The 25,555-nt window shown below is 42.9% G+C and carries 28 protein-coding genes, 1 tRNA gene and 1 pseudogene; 9 read left to right on the forward strand and 21 right to left on the reverse strand.

Going from position 1 to position 25,555, the window contains the following annotated elements:
* The first annotated feature begins 195 nt into the window (after window positions 1–195).
* A pseudogene (locus ACYQ0N_RS06460) lies at window positions 196–1,456 on the forward strand (IS110 family RNA-guided transposase).
* An 89-nt stretch (window positions 1,457–1,545) separates the two neighbouring features.
* Here the strand turns inward: ACYQ0N_RS06460 and ACYQ0N_RS06465 are convergent.
* The 8 genes from ACYQ0N_RS06465 to ACYQ0N_RS06505 form a co-directional block, all read right to left on the reverse strand.
* The gene (locus tag ACYQ0N_RS06465) at window positions 1,546–2,364 is read right to left on the reverse strand and encodes a DNA adenine methylase (protein ID WP_460162218.1); all 819 of its coding nucleotides are present in this window, start codon (window positions 2,362–2,364) and stop codon (window positions 1,546–1,548) included.
* Between the two features lie 157 nt (window positions 2,365–2,521).
* Window positions 2,522–2,782, reverse strand: coding sequence for a hypothetical protein (locus ACYQ0N_RS06475; protein WP_460162220.1), 261 nt, complete (start codon window positions 2,780–2,782; stop codon window positions 2,522–2,524).
* Window positions 2,783–2,784: 2 nt separating this feature from the next.
* Entirely contained in the window at window positions 2,785–3,084 is a 300-nt protein-coding gene (locus ACYQ0N_RS06480; RefSeq protein WP_460162221.1) for a gamma-glutamylcyclotransferase family protein, read from the reverse strand.
* Between the two features lie 61 nt (window positions 3,085–3,145).
* Window positions 3,146–3,619, reverse strand: a complete 474-nt coding sequence (locus ACYQ0N_RS06485) for an RNA polymerase sigma factor (protein ID WP_460162222.1) — start codon at window positions 3,617–3,619, stop codon at window positions 3,146–3,148.
* 86 nt (window positions 3,620–3,705) lie between these two features.
* Complete coding sequence (locus ACYQ0N_RS06490) at window positions 3,706–4,131, reverse strand: RNA polymerase sigma factor (RefSeq protein WP_460162223.1); 426 nt, start codon at window positions 4,129–4,131, stop codon at window positions 3,706–3,708.
* Window positions 4,132–4,602: 471 nt separating this feature from the next.
* Window positions 4,603–4,788, reverse strand: a complete 186-nt coding sequence (locus tag ACYQ0N_RS06495; protein ID WP_460162601.1) for a cysteine-rich KTR domain-containing protein — start codon at window positions 4,786–4,788, stop codon at window positions 4,603–4,605.
* 14 nt (window positions 4,789–4,802) lie between these two features.
* Window positions 4,803–6,023, reverse strand: a complete 1,221-nt coding sequence (locus ACYQ0N_RS06500; protein ID WP_460162224.1) for an MFS transporter — start codon at window positions 6,021–6,023, stop codon at window positions 4,803–4,805.
* Entirely contained in the window at window positions 6,020–6,823 is an 804-nt protein-coding gene (locus ACYQ0N_RS06505) for a PhzF family phenazine biosynthesis protein (protein ID WP_460162225.1), read from the reverse strand. Before ACYQ0N_RS06505 ends, ACYQ0N_RS06500 begins: the two co-directional genes overlap by 4 nt.
* 125 nt (window positions 6,824–6,948) lie before the next feature.
* On the opposite strand from ACYQ0N_RS06505, the gene ACYQ0N_RS06510 reads away from it, so the two are divergent.
* Entirely contained in the window at window positions 6,949–7,818 is an 870-nt protein-coding gene (locus tag ACYQ0N_RS06510) for a LysR family transcriptional regulator (RefSeq protein ID WP_460162226.1), read from the forward strand.
* A 208-nt stretch (window positions 7,819–8,026) separates the two neighbouring features.
* Here the strand turns inward: ACYQ0N_RS06510 and ACYQ0N_RS06515 are convergent, their stop codons facing one another.
* The 7 genes from ACYQ0N_RS06515 to mobV all read right to left on the reverse strand — a co-directional run bounded on the left by ACYQ0N_RS06515 (window position 8,027) and on the right by mobV (window position 12,602).
* A complete protein-coding gene (locus ACYQ0N_RS06515; protein ID WP_460162227.1) occupies window positions 8,027–8,401 on the reverse strand; it encodes a TnpV protein in 375 nt (124 codons plus the stop codon).
* A 14-nt stretch (window positions 8,402–8,415) separates the two neighbouring features.
* Entirely contained in the window at window positions 8,416–8,589 is a 174-nt protein-coding gene (locus tag ACYQ0N_RS06520; protein WP_460162228.1) for a hypothetical protein, read from the reverse strand.
* A complete protein-coding gene (locus tag ACYQ0N_RS06525; protein WP_460162229.1) occupies window positions 8,582–10,249 on the reverse strand; it encodes a recombinase family protein in 1,668 nt (555 codons plus the stop codon). Before ACYQ0N_RS06525 ends, ACYQ0N_RS06520 begins: the two co-directional genes overlap by 8 nt.
* Window positions 10,246–10,440 (reverse strand): hypothetical protein, encoded by a 195-nt coding sequence (locus tag ACYQ0N_RS06530; protein ID WP_460162230.1) that lies wholly within the window; start codon window positions 10,438–10,440, stop codon window positions 10,246–10,248. The genes ACYQ0N_RS06525 and ACYQ0N_RS06530 overlap by 4 nt, the downstream gene beginning before the upstream one ends.
* Before the next feature lie 61 nt (window positions 10,441–10,501).
* Window positions 10,502–10,729: a YdbC family protein gene (locus ACYQ0N_RS06535; RefSeq protein WP_460162231.1), complete on the reverse strand. Its 228-nt coding sequence runs from the start codon at window positions 10,727–10,729 to the stop codon at window positions 10,502–10,504.
* 44 nt (window positions 10,730–10,773) lie between these two features.
* Complete coding sequence (locus tag ACYQ0N_RS06540) at window positions 10,774–11,628, reverse strand: ParB/RepB/Spo0J family partition protein (RefSeq protein WP_460162232.1); 855 nt, start codon at window positions 11,626–11,628, stop codon at window positions 10,774–10,776.
* 8 nt (window positions 11,629–11,636) lie between these two features.
* Entirely contained in the window at window positions 11,637–12,602 is a 966-nt protein-coding gene (mobV, locus tag ACYQ0N_RS06545; RefSeq protein WP_460162233.1) for a MobV family relaxase, read from the reverse strand.
* On the opposite strand from mobV, the gene ACYQ0N_RS06550 reads away from it, so the two are divergent.
* Complete coding sequence (locus ACYQ0N_RS06550) at window positions 12,602–12,841, forward strand: hypothetical protein (RefSeq protein ID WP_460162234.1); 240 nt, start codon at window positions 12,602–12,604, stop codon at window positions 12,839–12,841. The two genes, mobV and ACYQ0N_RS06550, sit on opposite strands and share 1 nt — an antisense overlap.
* A 76-nt stretch (window positions 12,842–12,917) precedes the next feature.
* Here ACYQ0N_RS06550 and ACYQ0N_RS06555 read toward each other — a convergent pair whose 3' ends face one another.
* The 6 genes from ACYQ0N_RS06555 to ACYQ0N_RS06580 all read right to left on the reverse strand — a co-directional run bounded on the left by ACYQ0N_RS06555 (window position 12,918) and on the right by ACYQ0N_RS06580 (window position 17,805).
* Entirely contained in the window at window positions 12,918–13,979 is a 1,062-nt protein-coding gene (locus ACYQ0N_RS06555) for an AAA family ATPase (protein WP_460162235.1), read from the reverse strand.
* A 421-nt stretch (window positions 13,980–14,400) separates the two neighbouring features.
* Window positions 14,401–14,529 carry a hypothetical protein gene (locus ACYQ0N_RS06560; RefSeq protein ID WP_460162236.1) on the reverse strand — a complete coding sequence of 43 codons (129 nt, stop codon included), beginning with the start codon at window positions 14,527–14,529 and terminating at the stop codon, window positions 14,401–14,403.
* 46 nt (window positions 14,530–14,575) lie between these two features.
* A complete protein-coding gene (locus tag ACYQ0N_RS06565) occupies window positions 14,576–15,325 on the reverse strand; it encodes an amidoligase family protein (RefSeq protein WP_460162602.1) in 750 nt (249 codons plus the stop codon).
* Window positions 15,326–15,385: 60 nt separating this feature from the next.
* Window positions 15,386–16,018: a DUF6329 domain-containing protein gene (locus tag ACYQ0N_RS06570; RefSeq protein ID WP_460162237.1), complete on the reverse strand. Its 633-nt coding sequence runs from the start codon at window positions 16,016–16,018 to the stop codon at window positions 15,386–15,388.
* 689 nt (window positions 16,019–16,707) lie between these two features.
* A complete protein-coding gene (locus ACYQ0N_RS06575) occupies window positions 16,708–17,103 on the reverse strand; it encodes a GNAT family N-acetyltransferase (protein ID WP_460162238.1) in 396 nt (131 codons plus the stop codon).
* Between the two features lie 625 nt (window positions 17,104–17,728).
* Window positions 17,729–17,805 (reverse strand) — tRNA-Arg (locus ACYQ0N_RS06580).
* Between the two features lie 166 nt (window positions 17,806–17,971).
* Here ACYQ0N_RS06580 and murD point away from each other — a divergent pair.
* The 6 genes from murD to ACYQ0N_RS06610 all read left to right on the forward strand — a co-directional run bounded on the left by murD (window position 17,972) and on the right by ACYQ0N_RS06610 (window position 25,519).
* The gene (murD, locus tag ACYQ0N_RS06585) at window positions 17,972–19,363 is read left to right on the forward strand and encodes a UDP-N-acetylmuramoyl-L-alanine--D-glutamate ligase (RefSeq protein WP_460162239.1); all 1,392 of its coding nucleotides are present in this window, start codon (window positions 17,972–17,974) and stop codon (window positions 19,361–19,363) included.
* Entirely contained in the window at window positions 19,363–20,391 is a 1,029-nt protein-coding gene (locus tag ACYQ0N_RS06590; protein ID WP_177531266.1) for a zinc-binding metallopeptidase family protein, read from the forward strand. Before murD ends, ACYQ0N_RS06590 begins: the two co-directional genes overlap by 1 nt.
* Window positions 20,381–21,406 (forward strand): M42 family metallopeptidase, encoded by a 1,026-nt coding sequence (locus ACYQ0N_RS06595; protein WP_460162240.1) that lies wholly within the window; start codon window positions 20,381–20,383, stop codon window positions 21,404–21,406. The genes ACYQ0N_RS06590 and ACYQ0N_RS06595 overlap by 11 nt, the downstream gene beginning before the upstream one ends.
* Window positions 21,403–22,179, forward strand: a complete 777-nt coding sequence (locus tag ACYQ0N_RS06600; RefSeq protein WP_460162241.1) for a GNAT family N-acetyltransferase — start codon at window positions 21,403–21,405, stop codon at window positions 22,177–22,179. Before ACYQ0N_RS06595 ends, ACYQ0N_RS06600 begins: the two co-directional genes overlap by 4 nt.
* Window positions 22,172–23,434 (forward strand): methionine gamma-lyase family protein, encoded by a 1,263-nt coding sequence (locus ACYQ0N_RS06605; protein WP_460162242.1) that lies wholly within the window; start codon window positions 22,172–22,174, stop codon window positions 23,432–23,434. Before ACYQ0N_RS06600 ends, ACYQ0N_RS06605 begins: the two co-directional genes overlap by 8 nt.
* A 198-nt stretch (window positions 23,435–23,632) precedes the next feature.
* A complete protein-coding gene (locus ACYQ0N_RS06610) occupies window positions 23,633–25,519 on the forward strand; it encodes a PASTA domain-containing protein (protein ID WP_177531270.1) in 1,887 nt (628 codons plus the stop codon).
* Window positions 25,520–25,555: the final 36 nt, after the last annotated feature.

Consider the following 25,555-nt stretch of genomic DNA (forward strand, 5'->3'; position numbering starts at 1 on the left):
CTACACTACAGAACACGTGGAGGTAGGTGCGGTGCACTTGTGTAATCGCGCTCATTTATAGGTCGTCGGACATCTGTTCAAGCACCAACAAGTAGGACTTTGAGCCTGTAAACTTATCGTTGTAAAAACGCAACTCGTTTTTATCCGAATGTCCAGTCAATGGCTTCTCACAAATCTTTTTTGGGAGGGCATTGAATGGGTAAACTGAAAATTGTATATCCAATCTGTTGCGGAATGGACGTTTACAGGGATTTTGTAATTGCCTGTATTGCCACTACGAACGCTCAGGGTGTAACAGAATACCAATCCCGCAGATTTTCCACATACACAGAGGAACTTCGAGCTTTAAAGGATTGGCTTTCCGACAACAACTGCAAGGATGTTTGTATGGAATCCACGGGTAAATATTGGTTTCCGATACATAACATTTTAGAGGACACTTGCAATGTTGTCGTCAGCCTCCGAAATTCGTAAAAGCAATAAAAGGCAAAAGACCGACAAAAAGGATGCTCAATGGATTGCCGACTTGTTTAAGCACGACCTTGTAAATGGTAGTTTAATTCCGCCTAAAGATATCCGTCAGCTTCGTGATCTCTGTCTCTATTGGGTTAAACTTTCCTCAGATACTACAGGCAAGAAGAACAGAGCGCAAAACTGCTTGACCGTTTTCAATTTCAAACTTGATGATGTGTTTACAAATGTGTTTGGAAAGAGCGCCTCTGCCATCACTACGCAATTGCTTGAACATCCGGGAGAAAGTTTTGACGTTGCTCCTTTTGTTGACGGACGGTGTCGTACACCTATTGACAAAATCCAAAAAGCTGTTGACGGAGTTTTCTCATACGAACAAGCGGAGAAACTCAAAATTATCCGCAGCCACATGAATTCTCTCGACCGTCACAAAGCAGAGCTTGAATCCTTAATTCTCGGCATTGCCGAAAAGTATACTTCACAAATTAAACTGCTAATGACTGTTCCCGGAATTAACGATGTTTTTACTGCAATCCGCATCATTGCTGAAATCGGTGTCGATATGTCGGTTTTTGAAACTTCCAAAAAACTTTGCTCGTGGGCAGGTCTCACTCCTCAAAACAATGAAAGCGCCGGCAAGAAAAAGACTACTCGAATCGGCAAATCCGGAGCTTACCTAAAACCTCTTTTGATTCAGATTGCCATTGCATCAAGCAGAAGCGAGAAACACCCGGAAATTCGAGAAAAGTATTTGGCTCTCAAAAAACGCAGGGGCGGACAAAAAGCCAAGGTCGCTATTGCTAGAAAACTTTTAACCGCCATCTTCAACATACTTGCCAAGAACGAGCCGTACAATCCTACGCTTTACCACAAAGATGAAAAACCTCCTTTGGCTCGCGTTATTTCACAGGAACAGGCTATCTCAATCCTTTCCAATATGGGTTATGTCCTTGACCCATTGATTCTTTCGACTCCTTTACAATAGTGGCTTCTCATATCTTTTTTTGACCGCTACTCAGACGGTCTTTTCGCTATGCTCTTTTTTAGAGATTGGGTTTGGTTTTTGTTTCAAACTTAAATACCTCCCGTATTTTCGTCAAACATTGAAAGCTGAAGCGCGTTTCTTTCCGTTTGCCTGTAGTTTGAGATAAACAGCTCGCTGTACATACAGCCGCCTTCGTACCTCTTGGCAAGATTGTTAAGCCTTGATATTTCCTCAATATATATTCCTGGTCCGTCCCACAGCTTCCTGATTTCAGGGCAGTCGTTGTACGATACCAAAAACTTTCCCTTGATTTTCAGAAGCGTATCTCTGAGCCTGATATGATCCTCCTTTTTAAAGCCGACGTCCTTGTAGTAGTTCTCCGTGGAAAAGTACGGGGGATCGCAGTAAAAAAAGCTGACGGGGCGGTCGTAATGCCTTATCAGCCCTTCAAAATCCTTATTCTCGATCACAACCTTCTGCAATCTTCTCGCCGCCATATCTATCTGCGGAAAATCCGCCCACATGGAATGTGGCTGACTGCCGAAGCTGTCAAGACCGCTTGCATAGCTGTACCGTATCAGCTGATAGAACTTAGCCGCCCTGTCAACGTCACGGAATCTGCCGAACAGTCCTTTCTTATGAAGAGCTGAGATCCAATTAAAGTCCTCGCGGGAATTAAGGACGTACCTGAGCTTGTATTTGAGCTTATTCGGTTTATCCCTGACGCAGCGGTACAGATTTGCAAGGTTTGAGTTATAGTCGTTCCAGACCTCGAAATCCATGCCCGGCGGTTTATGAAACAGTACCCAGCCTGCCCCTCCGAAAACCTCGATATATTTCTCATAGTAAAGCGGAAACCTTGAGAGAATCTCGTCCCTCAGCGCTTTTTTGCCGCCTACCCACGACATGAAACTAGATCGGGTGCGGATCGTTTTCCATGCTGTCAAGGCAGATCCTTGTGCCTTCAGGGTATCTCTGTCTGAGTATTTCAACCTTATTCTGATCATATATCATCATATTTCCTCCGTATAGTTTCTTTTTTTATAGTATATTAGTCCATTGGTATCACGACCCTTCAATATTCCTGTAATATTCCTTCATACCGCATTCAATACAGTCCTTTGCAAACTGCTCCGCCTCCCGCATACTGTTTTCAAGCAGCTCATAATTCACAGCCGCAGAAAATTCGTCCAGCTTTTCTTTTTCCGATCCGTCTGTGAAAACCTCGATCCTGAACCCTTCGCACATAATGTCCGTACCGTTTTCAGCTTCCCTTATCAGGCCTTGGTCGGGAGTTATTTTTACATAATAGTCCTTATACTGCATATTCAGCCGCCTCCTATAGTCATCTGAAAGTCATCGTTCAAATTCTCGTCAATTTCATGCTGAATCGAGTTTTCCAGAGCGGTCTGCAAACAGCTTTCGTCAAGATCGTTTTCTCTGTAGCCCTGCAGGATAATATCGTAATACTGCCGGGCAGGAGGAGATATCTCTCCGCTATTCATAAGATACGCCATGCCCTCGTATTTTTTGCCGCCAAGATCAAACGTCATTTTTTCCTGTCTGTACTGCCGGGGATAGCCTTCGTATCGGTTCAGAGCGGTAATATCGCTTCTGTAAGATTCCATTAGAGAACATATAGCAAAATGCCCTCATATCCGAAGATACAAAGGCATTGTATAAATCCTATCAGGCACAGAGGTAATTTTTCATCTGTTCCTTTATCTTTTCTCTTGCGATAATGACAGACCGCCGTACCGCCTGCGGTGTGCAATACTCCATTGCTCCAATCTGATAGTAATTCAAATCATACTCGTGATAGAGTAGGAAACGCCGCCTTTGAATTTCGGGCAGGACAGCTATCGCTTTACGAAGCAGCTCTGCCTGTTCTTCCTCAATGATAAGCTCATCAACATCTTTGGGAAGTCTTAACGCCCGTCTGTTCAGCGTTTCATCGTAAATCTCTGAAAACTCCCTGTGCCGCCAATCCCAATTCTCTAATTTCCGTTCATCAAGTTCCAGTCTCCGAAACGCCATATAGAAGTCATACGGTACACACAGCTTTTGAATTTTTCCCTGCCCGTCCCGAAAACTGATATGGTAACTCGTTCCGTCCTTCGTCACTACCTCCCGAAGCCAGTATGACCTTTTTGGTATCGCCATTGTCTTGTCCTCCTGCTGAAAAAATGGGTGAGAGGTTTGTTATCCTCTCACCCAGTAGCCCGCAGGAAACAGCAAGGCTTTAGATGTTATAAAATTTTTCGCAGTTTTTTCCGCAGATGGTCTAATCTTGCATAGACAGCACCCAACGATAAATGAACGATAGGTGCAATCTCCTTTGGGGCATATCCCTGCATTTTCAGCAAAAGAATTTGCAATGTACGCTTGTCCACCGTGAGCAATGCCCGATACAGTTTTTCGTTTTCAATTTCATCCAATAAATCTGTTATCGTAACAACCTCTTTCGGCTTCTGTTTATCCTGCATATCCTCAAGATATTCCGCCACATCATTCGTCCAACGGTAAAACCGCCTATTGGAATTGAAGTCAGCCCTATCGTAAATGCGGATTTCTTCAATGGTGCTTTCTGGAACGCCGCAATCCCTCAATATCTTTTCTTCGGCTTCTTTCCAGATACGCCATTTGCGCTCTTCACGTCCGTGGTTATATGCCACTTCTCTTTACCTCCAATCTGAATTTTTTTGAAAAATCCAGATTGTAAGGTGGAGAGCGACATCCCACACCAAAAGCAGGCTTATCCTGTAACTCAACAAAATTCGACAAAAGAAAATCCGCAAAGGCTGTCAAACCAATGCGGATATAGGAATTTCTGTTTCTATTATGTAGATATTTGACATCTGTTTTTAGGGTATAAGAGTGCCACGCAGAAGCAAAGATTTTTTTAACAGATTATCCTCGCTAATCCGTGGTATTATGTAGATAATTGCTGCTTCTAATAAGCAGCGAAGTGGCGGTACTTGACCAGCACATAAGAAATCCCCCCAAACTCAAACGGGTCTGGGGGAAACTGTCAATCTGGGCGTAGAAAAACAGCCCACCAAATCTACCGTTTTTTTATTTGGTGGGCTTGTCCAACCTATATTTTTTGAAAAGAAAGAGCCGACAAACTGTGATTACTCACAAGTTCATCGGCTCTGCGTCTGTGCGTCTGGCTCTTTGATGACTGTTATATGTAAATTCTTTGCTTCAATCAAACTTTCCTGCTTGCACTTCGGGCAATAGAGAGGAAAGTTTTTCAATACTGTATCTTCCCGTATCTGCACCCTTGTTTTATTTCTGCAAATAGGACATAATATCCATTTTTCTTTTATTCTTATCCCTCCTATTAATCCTTAATCCGATAACTAGCTATGGCTGCTGTCAGACAAAGGCATAAATCTACTATCCATAAAGCAGAATATCCAAGCGTAGTGCTAGCAAAAACACCACCAAGCCATGCGCTGACAAATGCCCCAATCTGATGACCGATAAAGATAGATCCATATACAACAGCCATTTTTGCCACTCCGACTTTACGACTAATTATACCCGTAGTAGGCGGTACAGTAGAATCACCCGTCAATCCCAGAATTCCTGTGGCAATAAATGCAAATGGTACAGACTTTGGCAGAACAATAAAGGATACTGCAATCAGAACACGAATGCCATAAACAAAGGCAAGCACATTTTTCATGCGGAACTTTTGACCCAGAAATCCAGTCATTACAGCACCAAGCATTGTAAAAATCCCATAAACTGTCAATGTGAGAGATGCCAGATTATTTGGTATCCCACAAGAGATATACTGTGAAAAAAGGTGTGTTTCGATAATTGCCATGTGAAAACCACAAGTTGAAAATCCTATGAGAAGACACCAATAAGTGCAATCACGCATAGCAAAATGTAAAATTTCGGATAAACTTTCGCTTTTCGGTTCGTCTGGTAAATTTTCGCCATTGTCTGCTTTAATTTTCTTCCTTTTATTTCCTAACCAGAAAACCACTGGAAGCATAAGCAGAATAGGAATTGCAAATACAGGCATGGAAAATGAAACTCCCCGCCAATCGGTAAACTGTTGTAATAAAGGCGACATAAGCGCATCGCCAATCCCTGCGCTTGCCTGTATGATACCCGAAGCTACTGCCGCCCTTTTTTCGCCAATGATTGGTGCAACTGCTCCCATAACAATCCCAAAGCAAAGCGCACCCGTACCAGCAGGCAACAGAATGCCGAAGAAAATAAGCAAGCTCCACCATCCGCTGCAAAAAGGTGTAACAATCAGTCCTACAGCCATGAAAACAATTCCACACATCATTACAAAAGCGTTCGATTTTTTCAGTGCCAACATACCAAATATAGGCTGTGTTGCCCCATACAAAATCTGTCCCACGGCAATCACAAAACTAACCGAAGCATAATCTATACCAGTATGCGCTACAATCCCGTTCAGCATGATGCCATAATTATCATGAATTCCCTGCATGATTGCAAATACAAGGCAGGCTGCCATCATAGCAAGCAGATATTGCATGAAAGAATATTGTTTTTTTTCTGTCTTTGGACTCATTCCGATTCCCCTTTTATTATCGCACTGTCAAGGAATAATTCTGCCACTGAATATAACGCCGCTTCTCCTGCAAGTTTCACACGGTCTCCGTTATTTTGGCAGTAAAGAGTGCCTCCCCTTCTGGAACTTTGTCTAGCCGTAATTTCTTTGTTACCCAACTTTTCAGCCCAAAGGGGAATAATATGACAGTGCCCACTTCCGCATACAGCATCTTCCTCCACATACATCTTTGGAGCAAAAGTACGGGAAATACAGTCATATGTAGTGCCTTTTGCAGTAATATGCAAAAGCAAGCCATCCAGTTTTTTAACCCGTTCCATATTTGGAGCAGCCGTTACAATCTGTTCTTCACTTTCCATGATACAAACAAGGTCACGCCCCATCCATGCTTCTGTCGGACGAATACCGATTGCCTGCTCTATTTCATCCGTAACGGGAATTTGTGTCATTTTATATGCAGGCATATCCATCTCATAACGATTGCCATTTTTAAGCACATGCAGTAGCCCGCTTTTTGTCTTAAAATAAACTTCCTGCCAATCGGTTTCATAAAACCTTAAAATTACATAAGCGCACGCCAATGTTGCATGACCGCATAAATCTATTTCACCGCCCGGTGTAAACCACCTTAAATAATAGGCATTGTTTTCTTTCACGGCAAAAGCAGTTTCGGATAAGTTATTTTCTAATGTAATAGCCATCATCAATTTTTCTGAAACCCACTCGTCTAAAATGCAGATTGCCGCAGGATTTCCCGAAAACACCTTGTCTGTAAATGCGTCTACTATGTACTGTTTCATAATAATCCTCCTTGTATTTTGTTTGAGTTGTCCTTCCAAAGGACTTGACTTTATTATATAGCATGCTTTAAAATAAGTAAAACGAATGTTTTTAATATCAACATTAGGAAAGGCGATTTGAAAAAATGAATCGGTATATTGCTTTACAAAAGATAATAGAGCTTGGAAGTTTCACGAAAGCCGCTGATACTTTAGGGTACACACAATCTTCTATCAGTCAAATGGTTGCATCTCTGGAAAAAGAATTATCCATAAAATTGCTTACTCGTTCACGATATGGTGTAAAATTGACATTAGAGGGAGCTGAATTATATCCGTTTATTGAACGCTCCATCAATCAATATTTGGCTATGAGAGAAAAAGCAAATGAAATTAAGGGACTTGAAACAGGCATCATACGAGTAGGCACAATTTCAAGCATTACCTGTCATTGGATGCCTGCCCTAATCAAAGGCTTCCAAAAAAAATATCCCAATGTGCAGTTTCTCTTTCATCAAGGGGACTATACCTTAATTCCTGAGTGGATTCGGGCAGGAGCAATAGATTTTGGATTTATAAACCCTGCGGCAAGTACAGATTTAAAGACAATTCCTATCAAAGACGGAGAAATGTTGGCTGTACTTCCCAAAAAACACCCTCTCGCAAATCAAAAATATGTCCGCCTTGAAGACATAGCAAAAGAACCCTATATTATGTTGGAAGAAGGACACTACAGCGAACCTATGGATGCGTTTGAAAAAGAAGGACTTATGCCTAATATTAAATACACGATCCATGATGATTACGCTATCATGACAATGGTGGAAGCGGGACTAGGCGTAAGTATTTTAGCAGAATTAATGTTACGCCACACTAATTTTGAAAATGTTTGTCTGCCGATTGTTCCCCCTGTTTTTAGAACTTTAGCAGTTGCTTATAAAGAAAAAGAAAGCTTACCCATAGCCAGTAAATATTTCATTGACTACCTCATAGAGCATAAAGACGAACTTCCGTAACATTCTTTACAGCAGTTAAATTTATATATCCAAATATAACTAAGGCGAGGATTTATATGTACCTTTATATCAGTTTTCTTATATGAGTATCAGATTTTTGGCATCTTAAAATAGGATATTAAATCTCTTGTTTTAAGAGATTACACATCGTTTAACAATAACTTCCCAAAATAGAAAAGCAGCAGAGATTTCTCCCTGCCACTTTGCCTTATGTATAAATGATTTCCCTCTCCACAATCTCCCTTGCACACGCCCGAATGTTATTCATCCGTCCAACCCATACTAAGGCATTTTCCGCCTTGAGCTGCTCCGTGATACCCTGTGCCTGCTTTATCTGCTCTATGAGCGTTTCAAAGCGTTCCTGTGCCTGTCTGTCGATGTCGGCAAGGTAGGCGTTCAGCCTGCCGCTTGTGAGAAGATTCGTGTATGTAACCCTGCGGTATTCTTTCAGATACCGCAAGTGCCGCTGCCCCCAAATGCCGATAACTGTTTCTTTTTCGGTTGGTAAGGTAAGGCAGGGGATAAGGTAACCGCCCTGTTTTTCGTATCTGCCGCCCATTTCTTCAAAGATTGATTTTCCCATTGTCCTTTCCTCCGTTATCGTATTTTCATTTTTACTATTTTTGCTCTTGCCGCTTTTATCAGCAGTTCGTCCACACAGTCCGTATATCTGCCCTCTGCTATGAGCTTGTTGCGAAGCTCATTCAGGCAGTAAATCACTAACCTTAGTTCGTTTTCATTAAGATACAAATGATATTTTTTCTCACTCATTTTCTTTCCTTTCCAGAGGACAGCCCTTTTTCCTGCAAGGGTGCTTTAAGACCTTTGCTTTGAAAGTCCGTTCCCCTATGTAACCGCCGAAGCGGTAACAAATACGGATAGTCTGCAAGACTTCTCCGTCCGTTTCCGTTCGGTCAAATACCTCGATACGCTCTATCAGAAGATTGAGGTTTTCGGCGGTCAATTCCTGTATGCCCACATATTCAGCCATTAAATCTGCCCATTTCACAGCATTTCTCTGATTGTCCTTAACCTCCTGCAAGGCGTTTTCAAGTGTGCCTATCTGCCTTAAAAGCTGTTCCTGCTCGCTCTGATATTTCTCGACCAGACGGTTAAAGTTATCATTAGAAATACGCCCCGAAAGAGAATCTTCATACAGACGGTCAAACAGCCTTGTCACTTCGTCATAGCGTTTCTTTGTCTGCTTCAGCTTGCTTTCGTTGGTTTTGCCTTTATTCCCGTCCGCCTTGTCGTTCATCTTGACCGCCAGAGCCACCGCCTTATCCTTGTCCTCATAGGCAATACGGGCGTGGTACTGAATATCCGCAAGCACCGCCTTGTATAAATCGTCATAGTAAATGCGGTGGTCTGTGCAGGATTTTGTGTTGTGGGCGTAGGTGGTGCAGATATAAACACGGTTTCTGTCCTTGCCCCAATACCGCAAGCCCAACGCCTTTCCGCAAGTGCCGCATTTCACAAGTCCTGCAAAGGGAGATACGAAATGCTCTGTATCCTCACGCCTGCGGCTTAAAATCTTTGCGTTTGCTCCGTCAAATATCTCCTGTGATACAAGCGGCTCGTGGGTATTTTCCACCCGTATCTGCTCGGCTTCGGGTACTTTTTTACTCTTTCCCACCTTAAAAATGCTCTCTGTCTTGCACATCACGGTATGTCCGAGATAAAGGGGATTAGAGATAATATTCCGAATGACCGTGTGCGACCACTCGTATTTGTTTTCGGGAGTTTCAAAGCGTTTGGAATAGTCCTTTTCGCCCCTTGAATGAAGCCACCAAGAGGGGCAGGGTACTTGTTCCTTACGGAACTGCGTGGCGATTTTGTGCGCCCCCATTCCTGCGTTGGCAAGCTCAAAAATACGCTTCACAATCCAAACGGTTTCCACATCAACAATCAGTTTGTTGTGATTATCGGGTGCTTTCAGATAACCAATAGGGTTAAAGGAGCTGCGGTACAAGCCTGCTTTTGCCCTTGCCCGAATGGAAGAACGGATTTTACGGGAGTTATCCCTTGAATAAAATTCGTTCATTACATTTTTCAGAGCCGCTATATCGTTGTTCTTGTTGGCGGTATCTACACAGTCATTGACGGCGATATACCGCACATTCTTCATCGGGAAATAAATCTCCGTGAAGTGTCCGACTTTCAAATGGTCACGCCCCAGACGGGATAAATCCTTTGTGATAACCACATCAATTTTTCCTGCTTCGATGTCATCAAGCATACGGTTAAAGCTCGGACGGTCAAAATTTAATCCACTCCAACCGTCGTCCACATACACCTCTGCCACCAAAAAACCGTGTTCCTTTGCATACTGTGTGAGCATTGCTTTTTGAGTTTTGATACTTTCGCTGTCACCCTGCACCATATCGTCTTTGGATAATCGGCAGTAGAGGGCTGTCCTTAAAACGCTCATTCGTCTGCCTCCTCTCTCTGTTTTCTGTCCTCATTGTATTCTGCATCTTTCACAATCTCAAAGGTGCGGACAGAAGTTTTTCCGTTCCGCACCGCATTTACAAGCAGGGAGAGAAAGAGTTCCTGCATATCTTTATCGCCCGTATAGACCGCCTGCACCGTTATCTTCGGGCGTGTAACTGTTCTTGCCATAGGCAAATACCTCCCTCCAAAAAGGAAAAGGGAGCGTAAAACGCCCCCAATCCGTAACAATTTATTTGCTTTTCAGTTCCGTTTCCAATGCTTCAAGGAGCGTTTTCACTTCCGATTCAGTCAGAGTAATGCCTTTTCCGCACTTCTCACGGTTAGGAGAAAAGCTGCGTATATCATACTTCGGCTCATTCCCGTTCCACGAAATCAGATTGATTTCCTTTGTATAGCCGCTGTCGCTTTTAGAAAGGACAGCGATTTCTTTGACGATTTCATACTGAATTTTTTTCATTTCCTGCACCTCAGCTTTCTGTATTTACCAACCGAAAAAGAAGATTATCGGCTCTCTCTATTTCGTTTTCTCTGCAATTCACGCTCCAAAAGGCGGATGATATAGTCCTCCATCTGTTTTGGCGTTGTGTTTTTCGGGAAGTATTTTCGTATCCTGTCAGCACTAAATTTGAGCGTTTCTTTCTGGTTTGCCTTTTCCTCCGTCATAATCTCAAAGATGGTATCCATATCAAGCCGCCCCGACTGGCTTAACCGTTTCATACGCTGTGCCTGTGACAGAGAGGGCGTTGCGTCCTCACTCTCCATTGTGATGAGAAGATTTTCCTGCTCGTCTTTCTTCAGAAAGGATAACTCCACCGCAGGCGTGAGGGCGATTTTGTCCTCGTCCACCATCTGCAAAATCGGCAGTATCAGCTCCGTCAGACGGATAAAACGCTGTATTTGTGTGCGGCTGTTGTTGGACTGCCTTGCGAGTAATTCCACAGAGGTCAACTTCTCCCCAAGTTGGGCAGAAGTTAAATCGGTGCGGAAACCCTGCCGCTTCATCGCTTCCAATTTCATCTTGTAGGCAAAGGCACGTTCCGAGGGCAGCACATTTTCACGCTGAATGTTGCTGTCCACAAGGGTAATAATCGCTCTGTCACGGTCTAAGGGCAAAACAAAAGCAGGGACGGTATCAATCCCTGCAAGCTGTGACGCACGGACACGCCGCTGTCCTGCGATAATCTCATAACCGTTCCCGTCCTCTTTGGGGCGGGTAATAATCGGCGTGACCATTCCAAACTCCTTAATACTTTCCGCAAGTTCCATCAGCATATCGTCCTCCACAACCCGAAAAGGATTGTCGGGGAATGGGTGTAAATCTTCAATCTTTAATACCGTAAAATCCTGTTTTTTCATTGTCTAACCTACCTTTCTCTTGACTTGTTCCTGCCCGATTTCTGTATTTCCTCCAACACTTCGGGTGGGATTTTCTTTAACAAGCGTTCCATCTGGCTGTTGGTACGCTGCAATTCAAATATCTTTGCGTTTGCCTTTTGTACCTTTAATTCCTCCGCATACTTTTCATCACGCATACGCCCTGCATAGTCGGCTTCCTGCCCGATTTGTGCTTTCAGACTGTCGATATAGGCACTTTGTTTGTTGATTTCCTTTGAAAACTTCTCCACATCGGGCAGCCAAGCAGAGAGCAGCTCCAGAGCTTTGTCACGCTTTTTCCCTGCATTAAAGGCGTTCATATCGGACAGAGCCTTGACGATTTCTTCATACTGCTTATCCAGTCTGCCACCCAATTTAAAGAGCCAAGTGGGAATATGCTTACGCCCCGTAACCATCGAGGACTGCCCACGCTCCAACTCATTCCACCGTGAGGACATACGCTCGTGATAGGCACTCTGCCATTCAGACAAGGTTTTCTGATTGCCTAAAAAGGCTTTTGCCGACAGCTTTCCCTCTGGTGTAATCGGGCAAAAGGAAAGGTGCATATGGGGCGTTTTCTCGTCCATATGCACCACGGCGGAGAGGATATTCTGCCTGCCGACACGCTCAGCAAGGAAGTCTAAAGCCATCGTAAAATATGCTTTCTGCTCGGCAGGTGGTAAACTGTTCATAAACTCTGGCGAAGCGGTAATGAGGGTTTCCACCATCATTACGCTGTCACGCCGCACCTTGCAGCCTGCTTCACGCACCATACGGTTGATTTCCTTTTTGTAGGTGTATTTCGGCGGTGCGACAAGGTGATAATTCAAGTTTGACCGTTGTATATCAATATCGGGATTGCTCTTGTAGGCTTCTTTTTTGCGTTCGTTGTGACGCTCACAGGCAGCCACAGAGCCAGCCTTGCGTTTCTGAAAACGCAGGATTGCATAGGGCATTGTTGTATTCCTCCATTCCTTTTTTGATGTGCGATACCGTATGCCTTGCCCGACAGGTTGACAGCGGTGACGGTGATGACGGTTTTATCGGGATACCCCCGCCGCTGTCAGCCCTTACGGGAGAACACCCCAAAAACGCAGGTGCAGGCGTGGGATTTACTCGCCCTCTTTCGGCTCGTAAATCCACTCCTGCGTTCCGAAAAATCTCTGATTTTTCCGAATGCGTTTACAGGGTGTAACACACTACACCTTGCAGGCAAGGTGGTGTGCCAGATGTTCCCTCTGGACTCCCTTTTGACAAGGCTTCGCCTTGTATTATCCTACGCTTTCCGCTTCGGATAACGGGGTGTCGGTGTCAGCAGTTTCCGTATTTTGGGGTATCCCAAAATAACCGTCACCGCTGTCAACGCCGTCACCCCTTGAAAGAACAATCCGTCTGCCTGCTTTCGTCCGTTTGTAATCGTAGCAGACATTGTTCTCATTTAAGACAGTGGCACGATATTCATTGAGCAGCTTTGTGATAACATTCGGCGGTATGTTATTCTCCTGCATTTGTGAGAGAAGTTCCGTTGCCGTACCCGACCACTTTTCTCTGCTCTGCATAAAGGACACCACCCGAAAAAGAACAGGCGGTATGCTTTCCTCTGCAAGCTGCTGTTGCCCTTTGCGTTCCACCATTTCCCAAGCACACTCACGGAAACGGAGAGTAAATTCCTGATACTCAATATCCCTGCCCACGCAATAGAGCTTTGCAGTATCAGAAGCCCTCGTTTCCTTTTCCAATACAAAGGTGGTGTCCGCACTCCCCGTCAGTCCTGTTGTGCCAGATACTTTATTGAACACATCATTATCGCCCTGCTTGCGGATATGATGAACGACCACCACCGCAAGGGAATGTCTGTCGGCGAAGTCTTTGATAATGGATATATCCCCGTAATCGTTAGCGTAGGCGTTTTCCTTTGAAGATGTCCGTATCTTCTGCAAGGTGTCGATAACAATGAGCCTGCTTTCGGGATAGGCTTTCAGATAGTCCTCAAGCTGTCCTACAAGACCGTCCGTTAATTTGCAGCTTGCCACGGCAAAGTGCAGGCGTTCGCTTGCTTCATCGGTCAGCTTAAAGAGCCTGTTCTGAATACGGTAAAAGGTATCCTCCAGACAGAGATACAGCACATCGCTCTGCGTTGTGGGCATTTCCCAAAAGGGCGAGCCTTGCGACACGCAAAGGCAGAGCTTCAGCATAAGCCAACTCTTGCCGATTTTCTGCGAGCCGCAGAACAGAGAAAGACCTGTGGGGATAAGACCGTCCACCACAAAGCAGGGCTTCTCAAGCGGCTGATAGAGCAGCGTGTCTGCGTCCACCGTTTTTAACTTCTGCATAGCGGTACTCCTTTCGTGGTTTTCGTCTGGTTACATACTTGCACATAGGCGTTTCCTCCTTAAAATTTTTAATACCCCAATCGCAAGAATTGAGATATGTATGCACAGCCACTCCATACCGTTCCACGCTCCCTTTGACCGAGTTCTCTCTGTCGGTGCTATGCACCCATTAAGCAAAGGGCAGGCTCGTATCGTGGCATACTATCCTTTGCGGCAGGTATCTCTCTGGCGGCTGCTATGAAGTTTTCAAGGTGCGGAAATTTCATCTCTACCTGTTTCCACACGAAAACCTCATTTGTTAAGTCCACCTTGTCAAATTTCCAGAGGATTATTTTTGAGCGTAAAAAAAGCACCTGTCCTCTGACTGCAAATCAGTCAAAAGCAAGTGCTTCAAAATTCAATATTCAATTATGCGGTGTAGTTAGCTGTTCGTGTTCTCTAAAACAATTTGACTTCCTTCAAGCTCCCAGATCACAACGGGAACGCTCGCGCCTTTTTTCGGAACGATAGTGGCGTAACTTCTGAATTCCAATTCATGATCCTTGATCACTGACGTTCCTACGGCTTTGGAATTGGGACATCTATACGTCATCTGTTCAGATAGTGGAGCAGAACTTTCTTGTAACCGCCGCGTTGCTTATTGCCAGAGCCAGGACTATCTGGCTTCTGATCTCTCCGGCATGAAGGCTTGCGTTGCAGCATCTGATCTCATAATGACCGTGCTGAAAGCAGCTATGAAGATTCAGCGCTCTGTATCTTGTTTCTGAGTAATGGGTATGCTCCTCCGACATATTTCCGTTATACCACAGCATTTTTATTTCTTCTATCGTATCCGGCTTTCGTTTATTTAGTTTTTCCACAAAACTTTTGTCGATTTTCTTGCAGTACCACTCGCGGGTTGACGAGACCTGCAATGCTTCCCACAGGTAATCCTCCTTGCTTGAGAAGATATTTACAAGATTTCTAATCTGCCGGGGCGTGTAATCGTCCGCTGAGATATGGATATGCGTTCCGCATTTATATGCGGGTCCGGTAATTCCTCCGGCATGCCGCAGAGTCCTGATCACCTCCTGCAGCAGAGGTATATCATCATACTCCAGCACAGGAGAATTCAGCTCCACGCTGTAGGCTCTGGAAGCCGCCTCGCCGTTTCGGTTTTTGCAGATAATACTGGAATCCGATACGAACGACCAGCTTCTGCCCTTGCTGTCGCTTACGGTATATTTATCGTAAAACCCTCCGTTATGGGATACCTGTCCGCCGAGCGTCTTTGCCGCCGCTTTTGCGGCCTGACATCTGGTCAGTCCTGTCATTTCTATTTCGATTCCGAAATTCCGTCTTTTGATACCGTTAAAATTTCCTTACAAATTTTCACCTCACTTATCCGCAAAAAGACCGCTTTCCCTTTACATTTTAAGATTCATTTCGGGTTCTTCATTCCGGCTGATTTCCATTTCTTCTTCCGTCTGCAGCGGCTTAGCTTCTACCTCTATTTCCGATTGAAAAGGAATATCAAGTTCATTGATCTGTACAGAACGGATATCTTCACGCTGTTCAAGCATTTCACCAACCGCCTGAATGAAAGCAGTTTTGATCTCGTCCATAGTTTCTTCGTTGAGAACATCCTCAAAATAAACGCGCTTATCTCCGCAATGTGCTTTCACGGCTATACCTTTTGTGATCTCCTTAAGCCTTTCGTGTATTCTCTTTTCAGCTTCGGTCAGCTCGTTGTTTTCGATCAATGCTCTTGCATTGGGAATGAACTGCGACTTTCGGGCGTATTTTGCGCCCTCGGAATCGACAAGTATTCCGTCGCCGCTTTTGTTGTCAACAAAAAGCAGACAGTGTGCAACATTTTCGCTGTCTATGCACATCTGTTTATGATACCGGGCAATGTAACGGTTATCGTCAAGGGTGAAGTTTTTCAGCTTTGAAAATTCATCGCTGCAAAGAGTTATGACCTTTTCCACACTTACCTCATAGGTATCGTAACTATCTCTCTTATGATTGAGCGTACTGTTAAAACTTAACTTTTTCATTTTATCCCTCCGTAATATTTATTTGCGGTTTCTATATGCCTTTTGCTGTCGCCTCCTTCAGGGCATAAAAAAAGACCGCTTTGTTTAACATCACTTTCGTGATATCAGACAAAACGATCCTTGAAATTTTGTGTACTATTTTTTATAGATTTTATAGACGAAAATCGTCTTATAACTTCTTGCAAGTATTTATTGAAGCGAGAAGAAAGCCTGTATTTTCAATGGTTTTTCCGTTTTTGCGTGTATCTTCTCATGTCTCCGTATAAGTTGATTTTGTAAAGTTGGGCACCATTTTAGCACCACAAATAAGGCAATACACAGAGGCATAGGCGATGTTATCACGCCCACAAAGGTAATTTAGGACAACCTTTTTTACATCTTCATGTTACGGCATTAGAGTGCTTATATTCCTTGCAGAAAAGGCAGTATAAGCACTAAAACTGATGAGGTAAGGTGTTTATACCTTTTTTCTCAAAAACACTCTTTAACTGCGTAACATTTCAAAGCAAGTTGCTACCTGTTCAGATTATCCTTTCCATTCTGTTCCTTTACAAAAAGTTCCGTAGCAAGCATAGGAAAGGGGTACCCTTTCCGTAAAAATCACTCGTTTTCGTCCGCGACAGAATGAGAGTTTTTGGCTTGTTGGGAATATCCCAAACCCACATCAAACTGGAATTTTGCGCATTATGTCATTGTTCAAATCTGGTCTCCAACTGGCCGCAAAGCATGGTGCAAAAACCAAATTTCTCATAAAAACAGCGTAGTTTTTCTTCTCCATATATTACAGAAATCATATAGATGCCTCTTGCCTTGATTTCTGATATCGCCCTGTTCATAAGCTCTGTACCTATGCCTTTTCCCTGGAATTCAGGTGCAACCATAACATCCTGAATGTAAGCATCAGTCACATTGTTGCTTACAACATTCAAAAATCCTATCATTTTTCCGTTTTCCGTACATATGATACTGAAAAGATTTTCCATTTGGGGATTTGATATCATTGCTTTTAATTCATTCCATCCAACACTTTTTCGCAGATGGCACATTTGGTCTATGTCAAATTTTTTACATATTGAGTACTGCATATAAATGTCCTCCAACTTCAAATTTGCCACTTTGTATGTTTATATTATAGCACCTATATATGAATTTTTCTATTATTCCCTTGCGTTTGTATGAAGTAGCAGAGCCAGCCGCCCTCGTCAACGGTCAAGATGAACGTCGCATAAATGCGCCGCCGTTGACAAATGCGCCTGCCCCTGCTTGCGTGGTAACCAAGAGAGCAAAAGTAACGAGTGCTTTCGCTCTCGAACAGTATGTTTTTCTTATATCTGCCCGTATCGTTTTATATCGCCACAGGAAATCCGGGTACCATTTGGGCACCAAAGCGGTAAAAATTCTTATTATTTCGATTGCCACAATCTTTGGAAAAGCCTGTATTTGCAAGGCTTTTCACAGTTTAAGTCATTTTTAGAGAACAAAATCAAATACTATTTTTTATATTTACAAAGAGCATATCTGAGATTATTTTTCTCAAATATGCCTCAATCTTCTGAAATATTTAAATGTCGAGAGTTCGAATCCCGTCAGCCGGTGTTTTTCGGCTTTTTTCATCTATGGTTTTTAACCTCTTTTTTTCGCCGTTTGGGTACCAAAAAAGCCCGTAATTACGGGCTTTAAGGCACTTTCATCTATTTTGTCAGTGTAATATGGTGCGCCAGGAGGGATTCGAACCCCCGACCTACTGGTTCGTAGCCAGTCACTCTATCCAACTGAGCTACTGGCGCATTTCATAAAGCTTTATTATTATAACACATTAGATAATAAATGTCAAGAGAATTTTATTATTTTTTCTTATTAACCAATATTTAACTTGATTTCAAAAAAATAGTTGCTATTTTTTCATAAAATGTATATAATAAATATATATATGATAATTTTTGGAGGCAAGAAATGAATAGATCTGAACGGTTTTTTAACAGCGTTAAAAATAAAAAAACAGCGGTTATAGGCGTTGGCGTTTCAAATACAGATTTAATAAAATTATTTTTGAAAAAAGGTATTGACGTAACTGTATGCGACAGGAAGAGTCAAAAGGAAATGGGCGAAACCTATGAAGATTTGAAAGAAGTCGGCGCCGATTTTATTTTGGGAGAAAAATATCTTGATTCTTTATGTGATTTTGACATTGTAGTCAGAGCGCCGGGAATGTATTTTAATAATCCTGCTTTGATTGAAGCGAGAAAAAACGGCGTAGCTGTTACATCGGAAATGGAGCTTTTTTTTGATTTATGTCCATGTAAAATATATGCGGTTACCGGCTCTGACGGAAAGACTACCACAACTACAATAATTGCGGATATTTTGGCTCGTTTCGGAAAAAAGGTATTCAAGGGCGGAAATATAGGAAAGGCTCTTTTGCCGGATATAGAGAAAATAAACGAAAACGACGCGGCAGTCGTGGAGCTTTCCAGTTTTCAGCTAATATCAATGAGAAAATCTCCCGACGTGGCGGTGCTGACTAATATAGCGCCTAATCATCTTGATGTACACGGTACAATGGAGGAATATATTGACAGTAAAAAGAATTTGATTTTGCATCAGGGCGCTTTCAGCAAAACGGTTTTGAATATGGATAACGACATAACAAACGGACTATCCGATCTTGTAAGAGGCTGTCTTGTAAAATTTTCAAGAAAGGATGTTCCGTATTGCGGAGCCTTTCTGGATAGCGAAGGATACCTTTGTTATAACGATTACGGCTCGGTCAGCCGTATAATCCATAAGGATAATATCAGAATCCCCGGCATTCATAACGTTGAAAATTATCTTGCGGCGATTAGCGCCGTATGGGGCGAGGCTGACGCTGAAATAATAGCAGAAACGGCGGAAAATTTCGGCGGAGTTGAACACCGAATAGAATTTGTGAGGGAGCTTAACGGCGTTAAATGGTATAATGACAGTATAGCCACAAGTCCGACAAGGGTTCTGGCGGGACTTAATTCATTTAATCGTAAGCTTATAGTTATAGCGGGAGGATACGATAAAAAAATACCCTTTGAGCCTATGGCTGAAACTGTTTGTAAGAAGGTTAAAGCGCTTATATTAATGGGAGCTACCGCAGATAAAATTGAAAAGGCGGTTAAGTCGTCGGCAGGTTTTAATCCCGGTGAGTTGAAAATAATTCGTGTCAATTCGATGGAGGAAGCAGTTTCACAGGCGCATGCTATTGCTGAAAAGAATGATATTGTAACTCTTTCGCCGGCTTGTGCAAGCTTTGATAAATATCCTAATTTTGAGGCTAGAGGAATACATTTTAAAAATTTAGTTAAGGAGCTTTCCTGATGGATATAAAAGAAATACTTTCAGATTTATCACAAGCGTACGGAGTTTCGGGAAGCGAAGGAAACGCGGCAGAAGTAGCGTTGAATATACTTCGTAATTATACGGCAAACTGCTATATAGATAAATCGGGAAATGTAATCGGAGAATTCGGAGAAAGAAGAGCCGACTGTCCGTATTTAATGATAGATTCTCACATTGACCAGGTGGGACTGATTGTTACTTCCATAACGGAAAAGGGATTTATACGATTCGGTAATGTAGGGGGTATAGACAGACGTCTGCTGTCGGCACAGTCAGTAATTATACACGGAAGAAAAAAGCTGAGAGGCGCTGTCTGCTCGGTTCCGCCGCATCTTTCAGGCGGCGATAGGGATAAGGTATTGAAAATAGAGGATATGGCTATTGACGCGGGTTTAGATTACGAAAAAGCGAAATCGTTGATTTCTCCCGGCGACGCCATATCTTTTGATACACGTTTCAGAGAACTGCTTAATAATGAAGTTACCGGCTGCGCACTTGACGATCGCTGCGGAGCAGCGTCAGTATTCTATGCGCTTGAGCTTCTTAAGGATATTGAAACTCCCGGCTTTACAGTCGTATTTTCCGTACAGGAGGAGCTGGGCGAAAGAGGAGCGAAAACGGCTGCGTTTAATGTGGAACCGGATATTGCGTTGGCGGTAGATGTAAGCTTTGCATATACTCAGGGCGACTGTGAATATAAATGCGGAAAGTTGGGAATGGGTCCTATGATAGGCATTTCGCCGTCTCTTTCAAGAGCGTTATCCGATAAACTTATAGATATATGCAAGGATAAAGAAATTCCGTATCAGACGGAGGTTATGAACGGTCTTACTTCCACGAACGCTGATCAGTTCAGCGTGAACAAAAACGGCTGCATGGCAGGAACTGTTTCTATTCCTTTAAAGTATATGCATACTCCCTCCGAAATAATTAAGATAGATGATTTGGAATATACCGGACGCCTGCTGGCTGAATTTATAAAAGGAGGGATTTTGAATGCTGAATAATCTTAAAGAGCTTTGCCGCTTAAACGGAGCTTCCGGAGACGAGGGAGCCGTTCGAGCCTTTATAATAGATAAAATAAAGGATAACGCGGATTATTCCGTTGACAGTATGGGAAACATAATAGCTTTTAAAAAGGGAAGGGAAGTTCCTAAAAATAAAATTATGCTTGACGCTCATATGGACGAGGTAGGATTTATTATTACCTCTGTTCAGTCTGACGGCGCCCTGACTTTTTCTGAAGTCGGAGGAATTGATCCGACAGTAGTTATAGGAAGGCAGGTAACGGTTGGCTCAAAGGGTTTGATTGGCGTGGTCGGAGCAAAAGCGGTTCATAATCTTTCGGCAGAAGAGCGTGATAAAACTCCGGAAATGGATTCTCTTTATATAGATATCGGCGCGGCTGATAGAAAAGAGGCTGAAAAATATGCGGCTCCCGGCGACTATGCGTATTTTGTTTCAGAATATGCGGAATTAGGAGACGACATAATAAAATCTAAGGCGATAGACGATCGTTTTGGCTGCGCATTATTGATAGATATGATAAACAGCGAGCTTCCGTACGACTTGTATTTTACGTTTACAGTTCAGGAAGAAATAGGGCTCAGAGGCGCTAAGACGGCGGCGTATACAGTTAATCCGGATATTGCAATTGCTGTGGAAACAACGACTGCCGCAGATATTGACGGTATATCTGAGAACAAACAGGTCTGCAGGCTGGGGAAGGGAGCCGTAGTATCTTTTATGGACAGAAGTACGATGTATGACCGTGATTTATATAACGCGGCTGTTGAACAGGCCGAGAAAAAGGGTATTCCGTGGCAGACTAAAAGCCTGATTGCAGGAGGTAACAACAGCGGAGCAATCCATACCTCAAGAGGCGGCGTTAAAACAATTGCCGTTTCGGCTCCATGCCGTTATCTTCATTCTCCGTCGTGCATAGCAAATAAAAAGGATCTAAAAGCCTGCGCGGATATTATTTATGCAATTGTTGAAAAGGCGGCTGAAATGGACATATGATAAGACTTATAGAAAATCCCGAAAATATATCGTATGAGCTTCTTAAAAAAAGCTGCTGCGGAAGACGGATGCTGTCTTATTTAAACGCTTACGGAACAGGATACGATTTCTGCCGATTCTATAAGAGCGGAAACGGCGTTATTCTTGTGATTAATTCAACTATGCTGATTTACGGTGAGGATTTTGACCAAGATGAGATAAATTCCTTTGTTGATATGTATAAACCTTTTCGAATAGAAGGTGCCAGTCAGGTAATCGGTATGATTTCCAATAGGGAATATAATCGGCTGCACAGAACCACGTTTCAGCTTGCGTCTTCCGAACAGACTTTAATCGACGAGTCTGAAATTGATTTTAATCCTGCTCTTGACGATGTTTACGGTATATTGACCGAGGGCTTTCCTAATCTGTCTGATTATTCGCTCTGGCTTGCGGATACTTCGCATAGAATCAGGCATGGAATAAGCCGAGTTATGACATATAAATCATGTACGACGGCTTCAATTTCGTATGATATAGATAACCATGTCCTTGTGGGACAGGTTGCAACCAAAATCGCTTCGCGGGGCGGCGGTTTTGCAAGAAGGTTTCTTACCTGGCTTGCAGCTTATCTTGAACAGCAGGGAAAAACTGCGGTCCTTTATGCTTTGGATATACGGGAAAGCTTTTACAGGGAAATTGGATTTAAGGCTGTTTCAGAGGAATATGTTCTTGAGAAATCAAAAAACGGCAGCGACAATATATTGAAAGGAAAATTGCAGTATAATGACTAATACCAAATTTTTTAAATTCAGTCCAAGGCTTATAAAGCTTGCTGAAGAGGCGGAAAAAAAATGCGTATTCAGTGAGATAGATAAAATTAAGGAATATAACGGAACCAAGGTTTTGTCGGCGTTTATTAATAATCGTGTTAGCGAGCAGTGCTTTTACGGAAGCAGCGGTTACGGCTACGGAGATATAGGAAGAGAGATTTTGGACAAGGTCTATGCTGAGGTTTTCGGAGCTGAAGACGCTTTGGTCAGACATAATTTTGTTTCGGGCACCCATGCTCTTTCTACGGCTTTGTGGGGAATTTTAAGAAAAGGGGACAAGCTTGTTTCAATAACGGGAAGTCCTTATGATACTCTTGAGGAAGTAATAGGTATCAGAGGAATAAAAGGCAACGGTTCTTTGACCGATTTCGGTGTTACATATGACAGCGCTGAACTGAAGGAAGACGGAACCCCGGATTATGACTTAATATCTGAAAAGTCTAAGAATGCCAAAGTCGCTTACATACAGCGTTCGAGGGGCTATTCTCTTAGACCTGCTTTTACGGTTTCGGATATTGAAATGATGTGCGCGGCAGTAAGAAAAGCCAATCCGGACGCGGTTATTATGGTGGACAACTGTTACGGAGAATTCGTTGAAGCTGCTGAGCCGATTCAGGCGGGAGCCGATATAATAGTCGGTTCGCTTATTAAAAATCCCGGCGGAGGAATTGCCCGTACGGGTGGATATATTGCCGGTAAAAAAGAGCTTATTGAGCTATGCTCTTACAGATTGACCTGCGTCGGCATGGGAAAGGAAGTAGGCTGTACGCTTTCGCAGAATAAGGAAATGTTCCTCGGTCTGTTTTTAGCTCCCGATATAGTGGCAAACGCTAAAAAGACCGCGGATTTTGCCGCCGCCTTATTCAGTCTTTTGGGATTTGAGTGCTTTCCTGACGCCAAGGAAACCAGAGGCGATATTATAACGGTAGTAAAGCTTGGAGAGCCGGAGCTTTTAAAGGCGTTTTGCTACGGAATACAGAAGGGCGCTCCGGTGGATTCTTTTTTAACTCCTGAGCCGTGGGATATGCCGGGATATGAAAATCAGGTTATTATGGCCGCCGGAGCCTTTAATATGGGGGCTTCAATCGAGCTTTCGGCAGACGCTCCGCTGAGAGAGCCTTATGCTGTATGGATGCAGGGCGGAATTACATATACAAGCGGAAAAACAGGAGTTATGCTGGCAGCTCAGGAAATGATGAATCGAGGGCTTATATAATACGGCATTAATTTACAATAATCCTGTAAATCTATTTAAAAATAATAAAAAAAGATTACAGAAATAATACAATTAGGAAATGAAACGGTAATTAATAGCCTTAGATATTGACAACCTTCGGGATAACTGATAAAATAATTTATGATGTGTTAATTTCTTAATAATGATTTATTGTTTTTATAAATTACGGAGGTCAGAATGGTTGAAAGAAAACTATGTATGGGGTGTATGGAAAATAAGGGTTCGGCCAAGGTTTGTCCGAATTGCGGCTATGTAGAGAATACCCCGTCTCTTCCGTCATATATTATACCGGGAACTGTTCTTCATGAAAGATATCTGGTCGGAAAGCTTTTGAGCTCAAACGGTCAGGGAGCTACTTATATAGCGTATGATACGGCAGTTAGCTGCAAGGTGCTGCTTAACGAATATATGCCTGACGGATTATGCGTCAGAGTAAAGGGCAAGCCTACTATAAGCGTAAATTATAATAATCTTGCACAGTACAAGGCGCTCATGGCTGAATATACCGAGCTTAATAAATCCCTTGCCAAAATGCGAAGCCTGAGCAGTCATTTATCGCCTACTCTTGATTTGTTTGCGGAGAATAATTCGACTTATGCGGTATATGAATATATTGACGGAGTCAGGCTTGTTGATTATCTGAAGGAAAATGCAGGGGAGCTGAGCTGGAGCGAGGTTTCCGCAATGTTTCCGCCTCTTTTTACTACCTTGAGTCTTGTACATAATGCCGGAGTTTTACACAGGGGAATTAGTCCGGATACTATATATGTTACTGATAAGGGCGAATTAAAGCTTACTGACTTCTGTATATCGGCAGTCAGAACGGCTAATACCGAACTAAAAAATGAAATATTCTCAGGCTATGCTGCACCCGAGCAGTATTCAGCGGCAAGCCGCCAGGGAACATGGACGGATGTTTACGGTATATGCGCTGTTCTATATAGAATTTTAACGGGATCCAAGCCTGATTCTGCAAATGTAAGATTGGAGAAGGATAATCTATATACGCCTCAGGAGCTAAATTCAAATATACCAAAGCATGTATCGGATGTTATTATGAAGGGCATGAGTCTTTCGGGAGATGACAGGATACAGACAATAACAGAGCTTGTTACAGCGTTGTTTGATCAGCCTGCAATAGGTATCGGTCAGACTCAGACGCTTACTATATCAAGAAACGGTATATATGAAAACGATCAGTATACTGATGATGAAAATTTGTATTCGCCTGAGGAAGACGAAGACGGATATTACGATGATGAATACGACGATTATGACGATTATGACGAGGCTGAGGTTGAGGGAAATGATGTTTCAACCTTTGATAAAATAAAGATTCCTGTTATAATCGGCGTATTGCTTGTGGCTATAATTCTGGTGATAGTCGTAATTTTATTTAAATTATTTACCGGAGATAACAGCAGCAGGCTTCGAGATAATTATTCAAGCGACGAAAGCTCAATAAGCGATAATATCGTAGATATTACTGAAGAAACAGAGCCGGAGGAAACCAAGGAATCTAAAGCGGAAAATAAAATGCCGGATCTGATTGGACAGAGATATGAGGATATTAAATCAAAAATCGAAGAAAAATATAATATCAAAATCAGCGCTGATTTTGAATATAACGGAGAATATCAGGAAGGCTTGATTTTCTGGCAGGAAGTTGAGAAGGGAAAGAAAATCAAAGAAGGAGATACGGTAAAAATCAAAGTCAGCAAGGGAACTGAAAAGGTTGAGGTTCCTGATTTTGAAGGCTATACATTTGATGAATATACGGAGCTTCTTGATGAGTTAAATATACCTTATACCGAAGTAACTGAGATTAATTATGAATATGAGGACGGATATGTTACTAAAGTAAGTCCGGGTCCGGGTAAGGAAATTAATATAACCGATGATGAAATTTTAACGGTTTATTACGCTAAGAATCCAGAGCCTACGGAAGCGCCTACAGAGCCTCCGACGGAAGCGCCGACCAAGGCTCCCGAACCGGAGACGCCTGCAACAGATCCCCCGGCAGACGAGCCCGAGGAGTCTGTTCCTGATGTAATAATTGAATAAAAATAAAACTGACGCTTTACAGGGCGTCAGTTTTTT

It is taken from the genome of Ruminococcus sporogenes, assembly GCF_054655175.1.

Excerpts from the sequence above, each read along its gene's own strand:
- ACYQ0N_RS06465 (WP_460162218.1), bottom strand. The coding sequence starts at position 2,364 with ATGTCGTGGGTAGGCGGCAAAAAAGCGCTGAGGGACGAGATTCTCTCA.
- ACYQ0N_RS06475 (WP_460162220.1), bottom strand. The coding sequence starts at position 2,782 with ATGCAGTATAAGGACTATTATGTAAAAATAACTCCCGACCAAGGCCTG.
- ACYQ0N_RS06480 (WP_460162221.1), bottom strand. The coding sequence starts at position 3,084 with ATGGAATCTTACAGAAGCGATATTACCGCTCTGAACCGATACGAAGGC.
- ACYQ0N_RS06485 (WP_460162222.1), bottom strand. The coding sequence starts at position 3,619 with ATGGCGATACCAAAAAGGTCATACTGGCTTCGGGAGGTAGTGACGAAG.
- ACYQ0N_RS06500 (WP_460162224.1), bottom strand. The coding sequence starts at position 6,023 with ATGAGTCCAAAGACAGAAAAAAAACAATATTCTTTCATGCAATATCTG.
- ACYQ0N_RS06505 (WP_460162225.1), bottom strand. The coding sequence starts at position 6,823 with ATGAAACAGTACATAGTAGACGCATTTACAGACAAGGTGTTTTCGGGA.
- ACYQ0N_RS06510 (WP_460162226.1), top strand. The coding sequence starts at position 6,949 with ATGAATCGGTATATTGCTTTACAAAAGATAATAGAGCTTGGAAGTTTC.
- ACYQ0N_RS06515 (WP_460162227.1), bottom strand. The coding sequence starts at position 8,401 with ATGGGAAAATCAATCTTTGAAGAAATGGGCGGCAGATACGAAAAACAG.
- ACYQ0N_RS06520 (WP_460162228.1), bottom strand. The coding sequence starts at position 8,589 with ATGAGTGAGAAAAAATATCATTTGTATCTTAATGAAAACGAACTAAGG.
- ACYQ0N_RS06525 (WP_460162229.1), bottom strand. The coding sequence starts at position 10,249 with ATGAGCGTTTTAAGGACAGCCCTCTACTGCCGATTATCCAAAGACGAT.
- ACYQ0N_RS06530 (WP_460162230.1), bottom strand. The coding sequence starts at position 10,440 with ATGGCAAGAACAGTTACACGCCCGAAGATAACGGTGCAGGCGGTCTAT.
- ACYQ0N_RS06535 (WP_460162231.1), bottom strand. The coding sequence starts at position 10,729 with ATGAAAAAAATTCAGTATGAAATCGTCAAAGAAATCGCTGTCCTTTCT.
- ACYQ0N_RS06540 (WP_460162232.1), bottom strand. The coding sequence starts at position 11,628 with ATGAAAAAACAGGATTTTACGGTATTAAAGATTGAAGATTTACACCCA.
- mobV (WP_460162233.1), bottom strand. The coding sequence starts at position 12,602 with ATGCCCTATGCAATCCTGCGTTTTCAGAAACGCAAGGCTGGCTCTGTG.
- ACYQ0N_RS06555 (WP_460162235.1), bottom strand. The coding sequence starts at position 13,979 with ATGCAGAAGTTAAAAACGGTGGACGCAGACACGCTGCTCTATCAGCCG.
- ACYQ0N_RS06570 (WP_460162237.1), bottom strand. The coding sequence starts at position 16,018 with ATGAAAAAGTTAAGTTTTAACAGTACGCTCAATCATAAGAGAGATAGT.
- ACYQ0N_RS06575 (WP_460162238.1), bottom strand. The coding sequence starts at position 17,103 with ATGCAGTACTCAATATGTAAAAAATTTGACATAGACCAAATGTGCCAT.
- murD (WP_460162239.1), top strand. The coding sequence starts at position 17,972 with ATGAATAGATCTGAACGGTTTTTTAACAGCGTTAAAAATAAAAAAACA.
- ACYQ0N_RS06590 (WP_177531266.1), top strand. The coding sequence starts at position 19,363 with ATGGATATAAAAGAAATACTTTCAGATTTATCACAAGCGTACGGAGTT.
- ACYQ0N_RS06595 (WP_460162240.1), top strand. The coding sequence starts at position 20,381 with ATGCTGAATAATCTTAAAGAGCTTTGCCGCTTAAACGGAGCTTCCGGA.
- ACYQ0N_RS06600 (WP_460162241.1), top strand. The coding sequence starts at position 21,403 with ATGATAAGACTTATAGAAAATCCCGAAAATATATCGTATGAGCTTCTT.
- ACYQ0N_RS06605 (WP_460162242.1), top strand. The coding sequence starts at position 22,172 with ATGACTAATACCAAATTTTTTAAATTCAGTCCAAGGCTTATAAAGCTT.
- ACYQ0N_RS06610 (WP_177531270.1), top strand. The coding sequence starts at position 23,633 with ATGGTTGAAAGAAAACTATGTATGGGGTGTATGGAAAATAAGGGTTCG.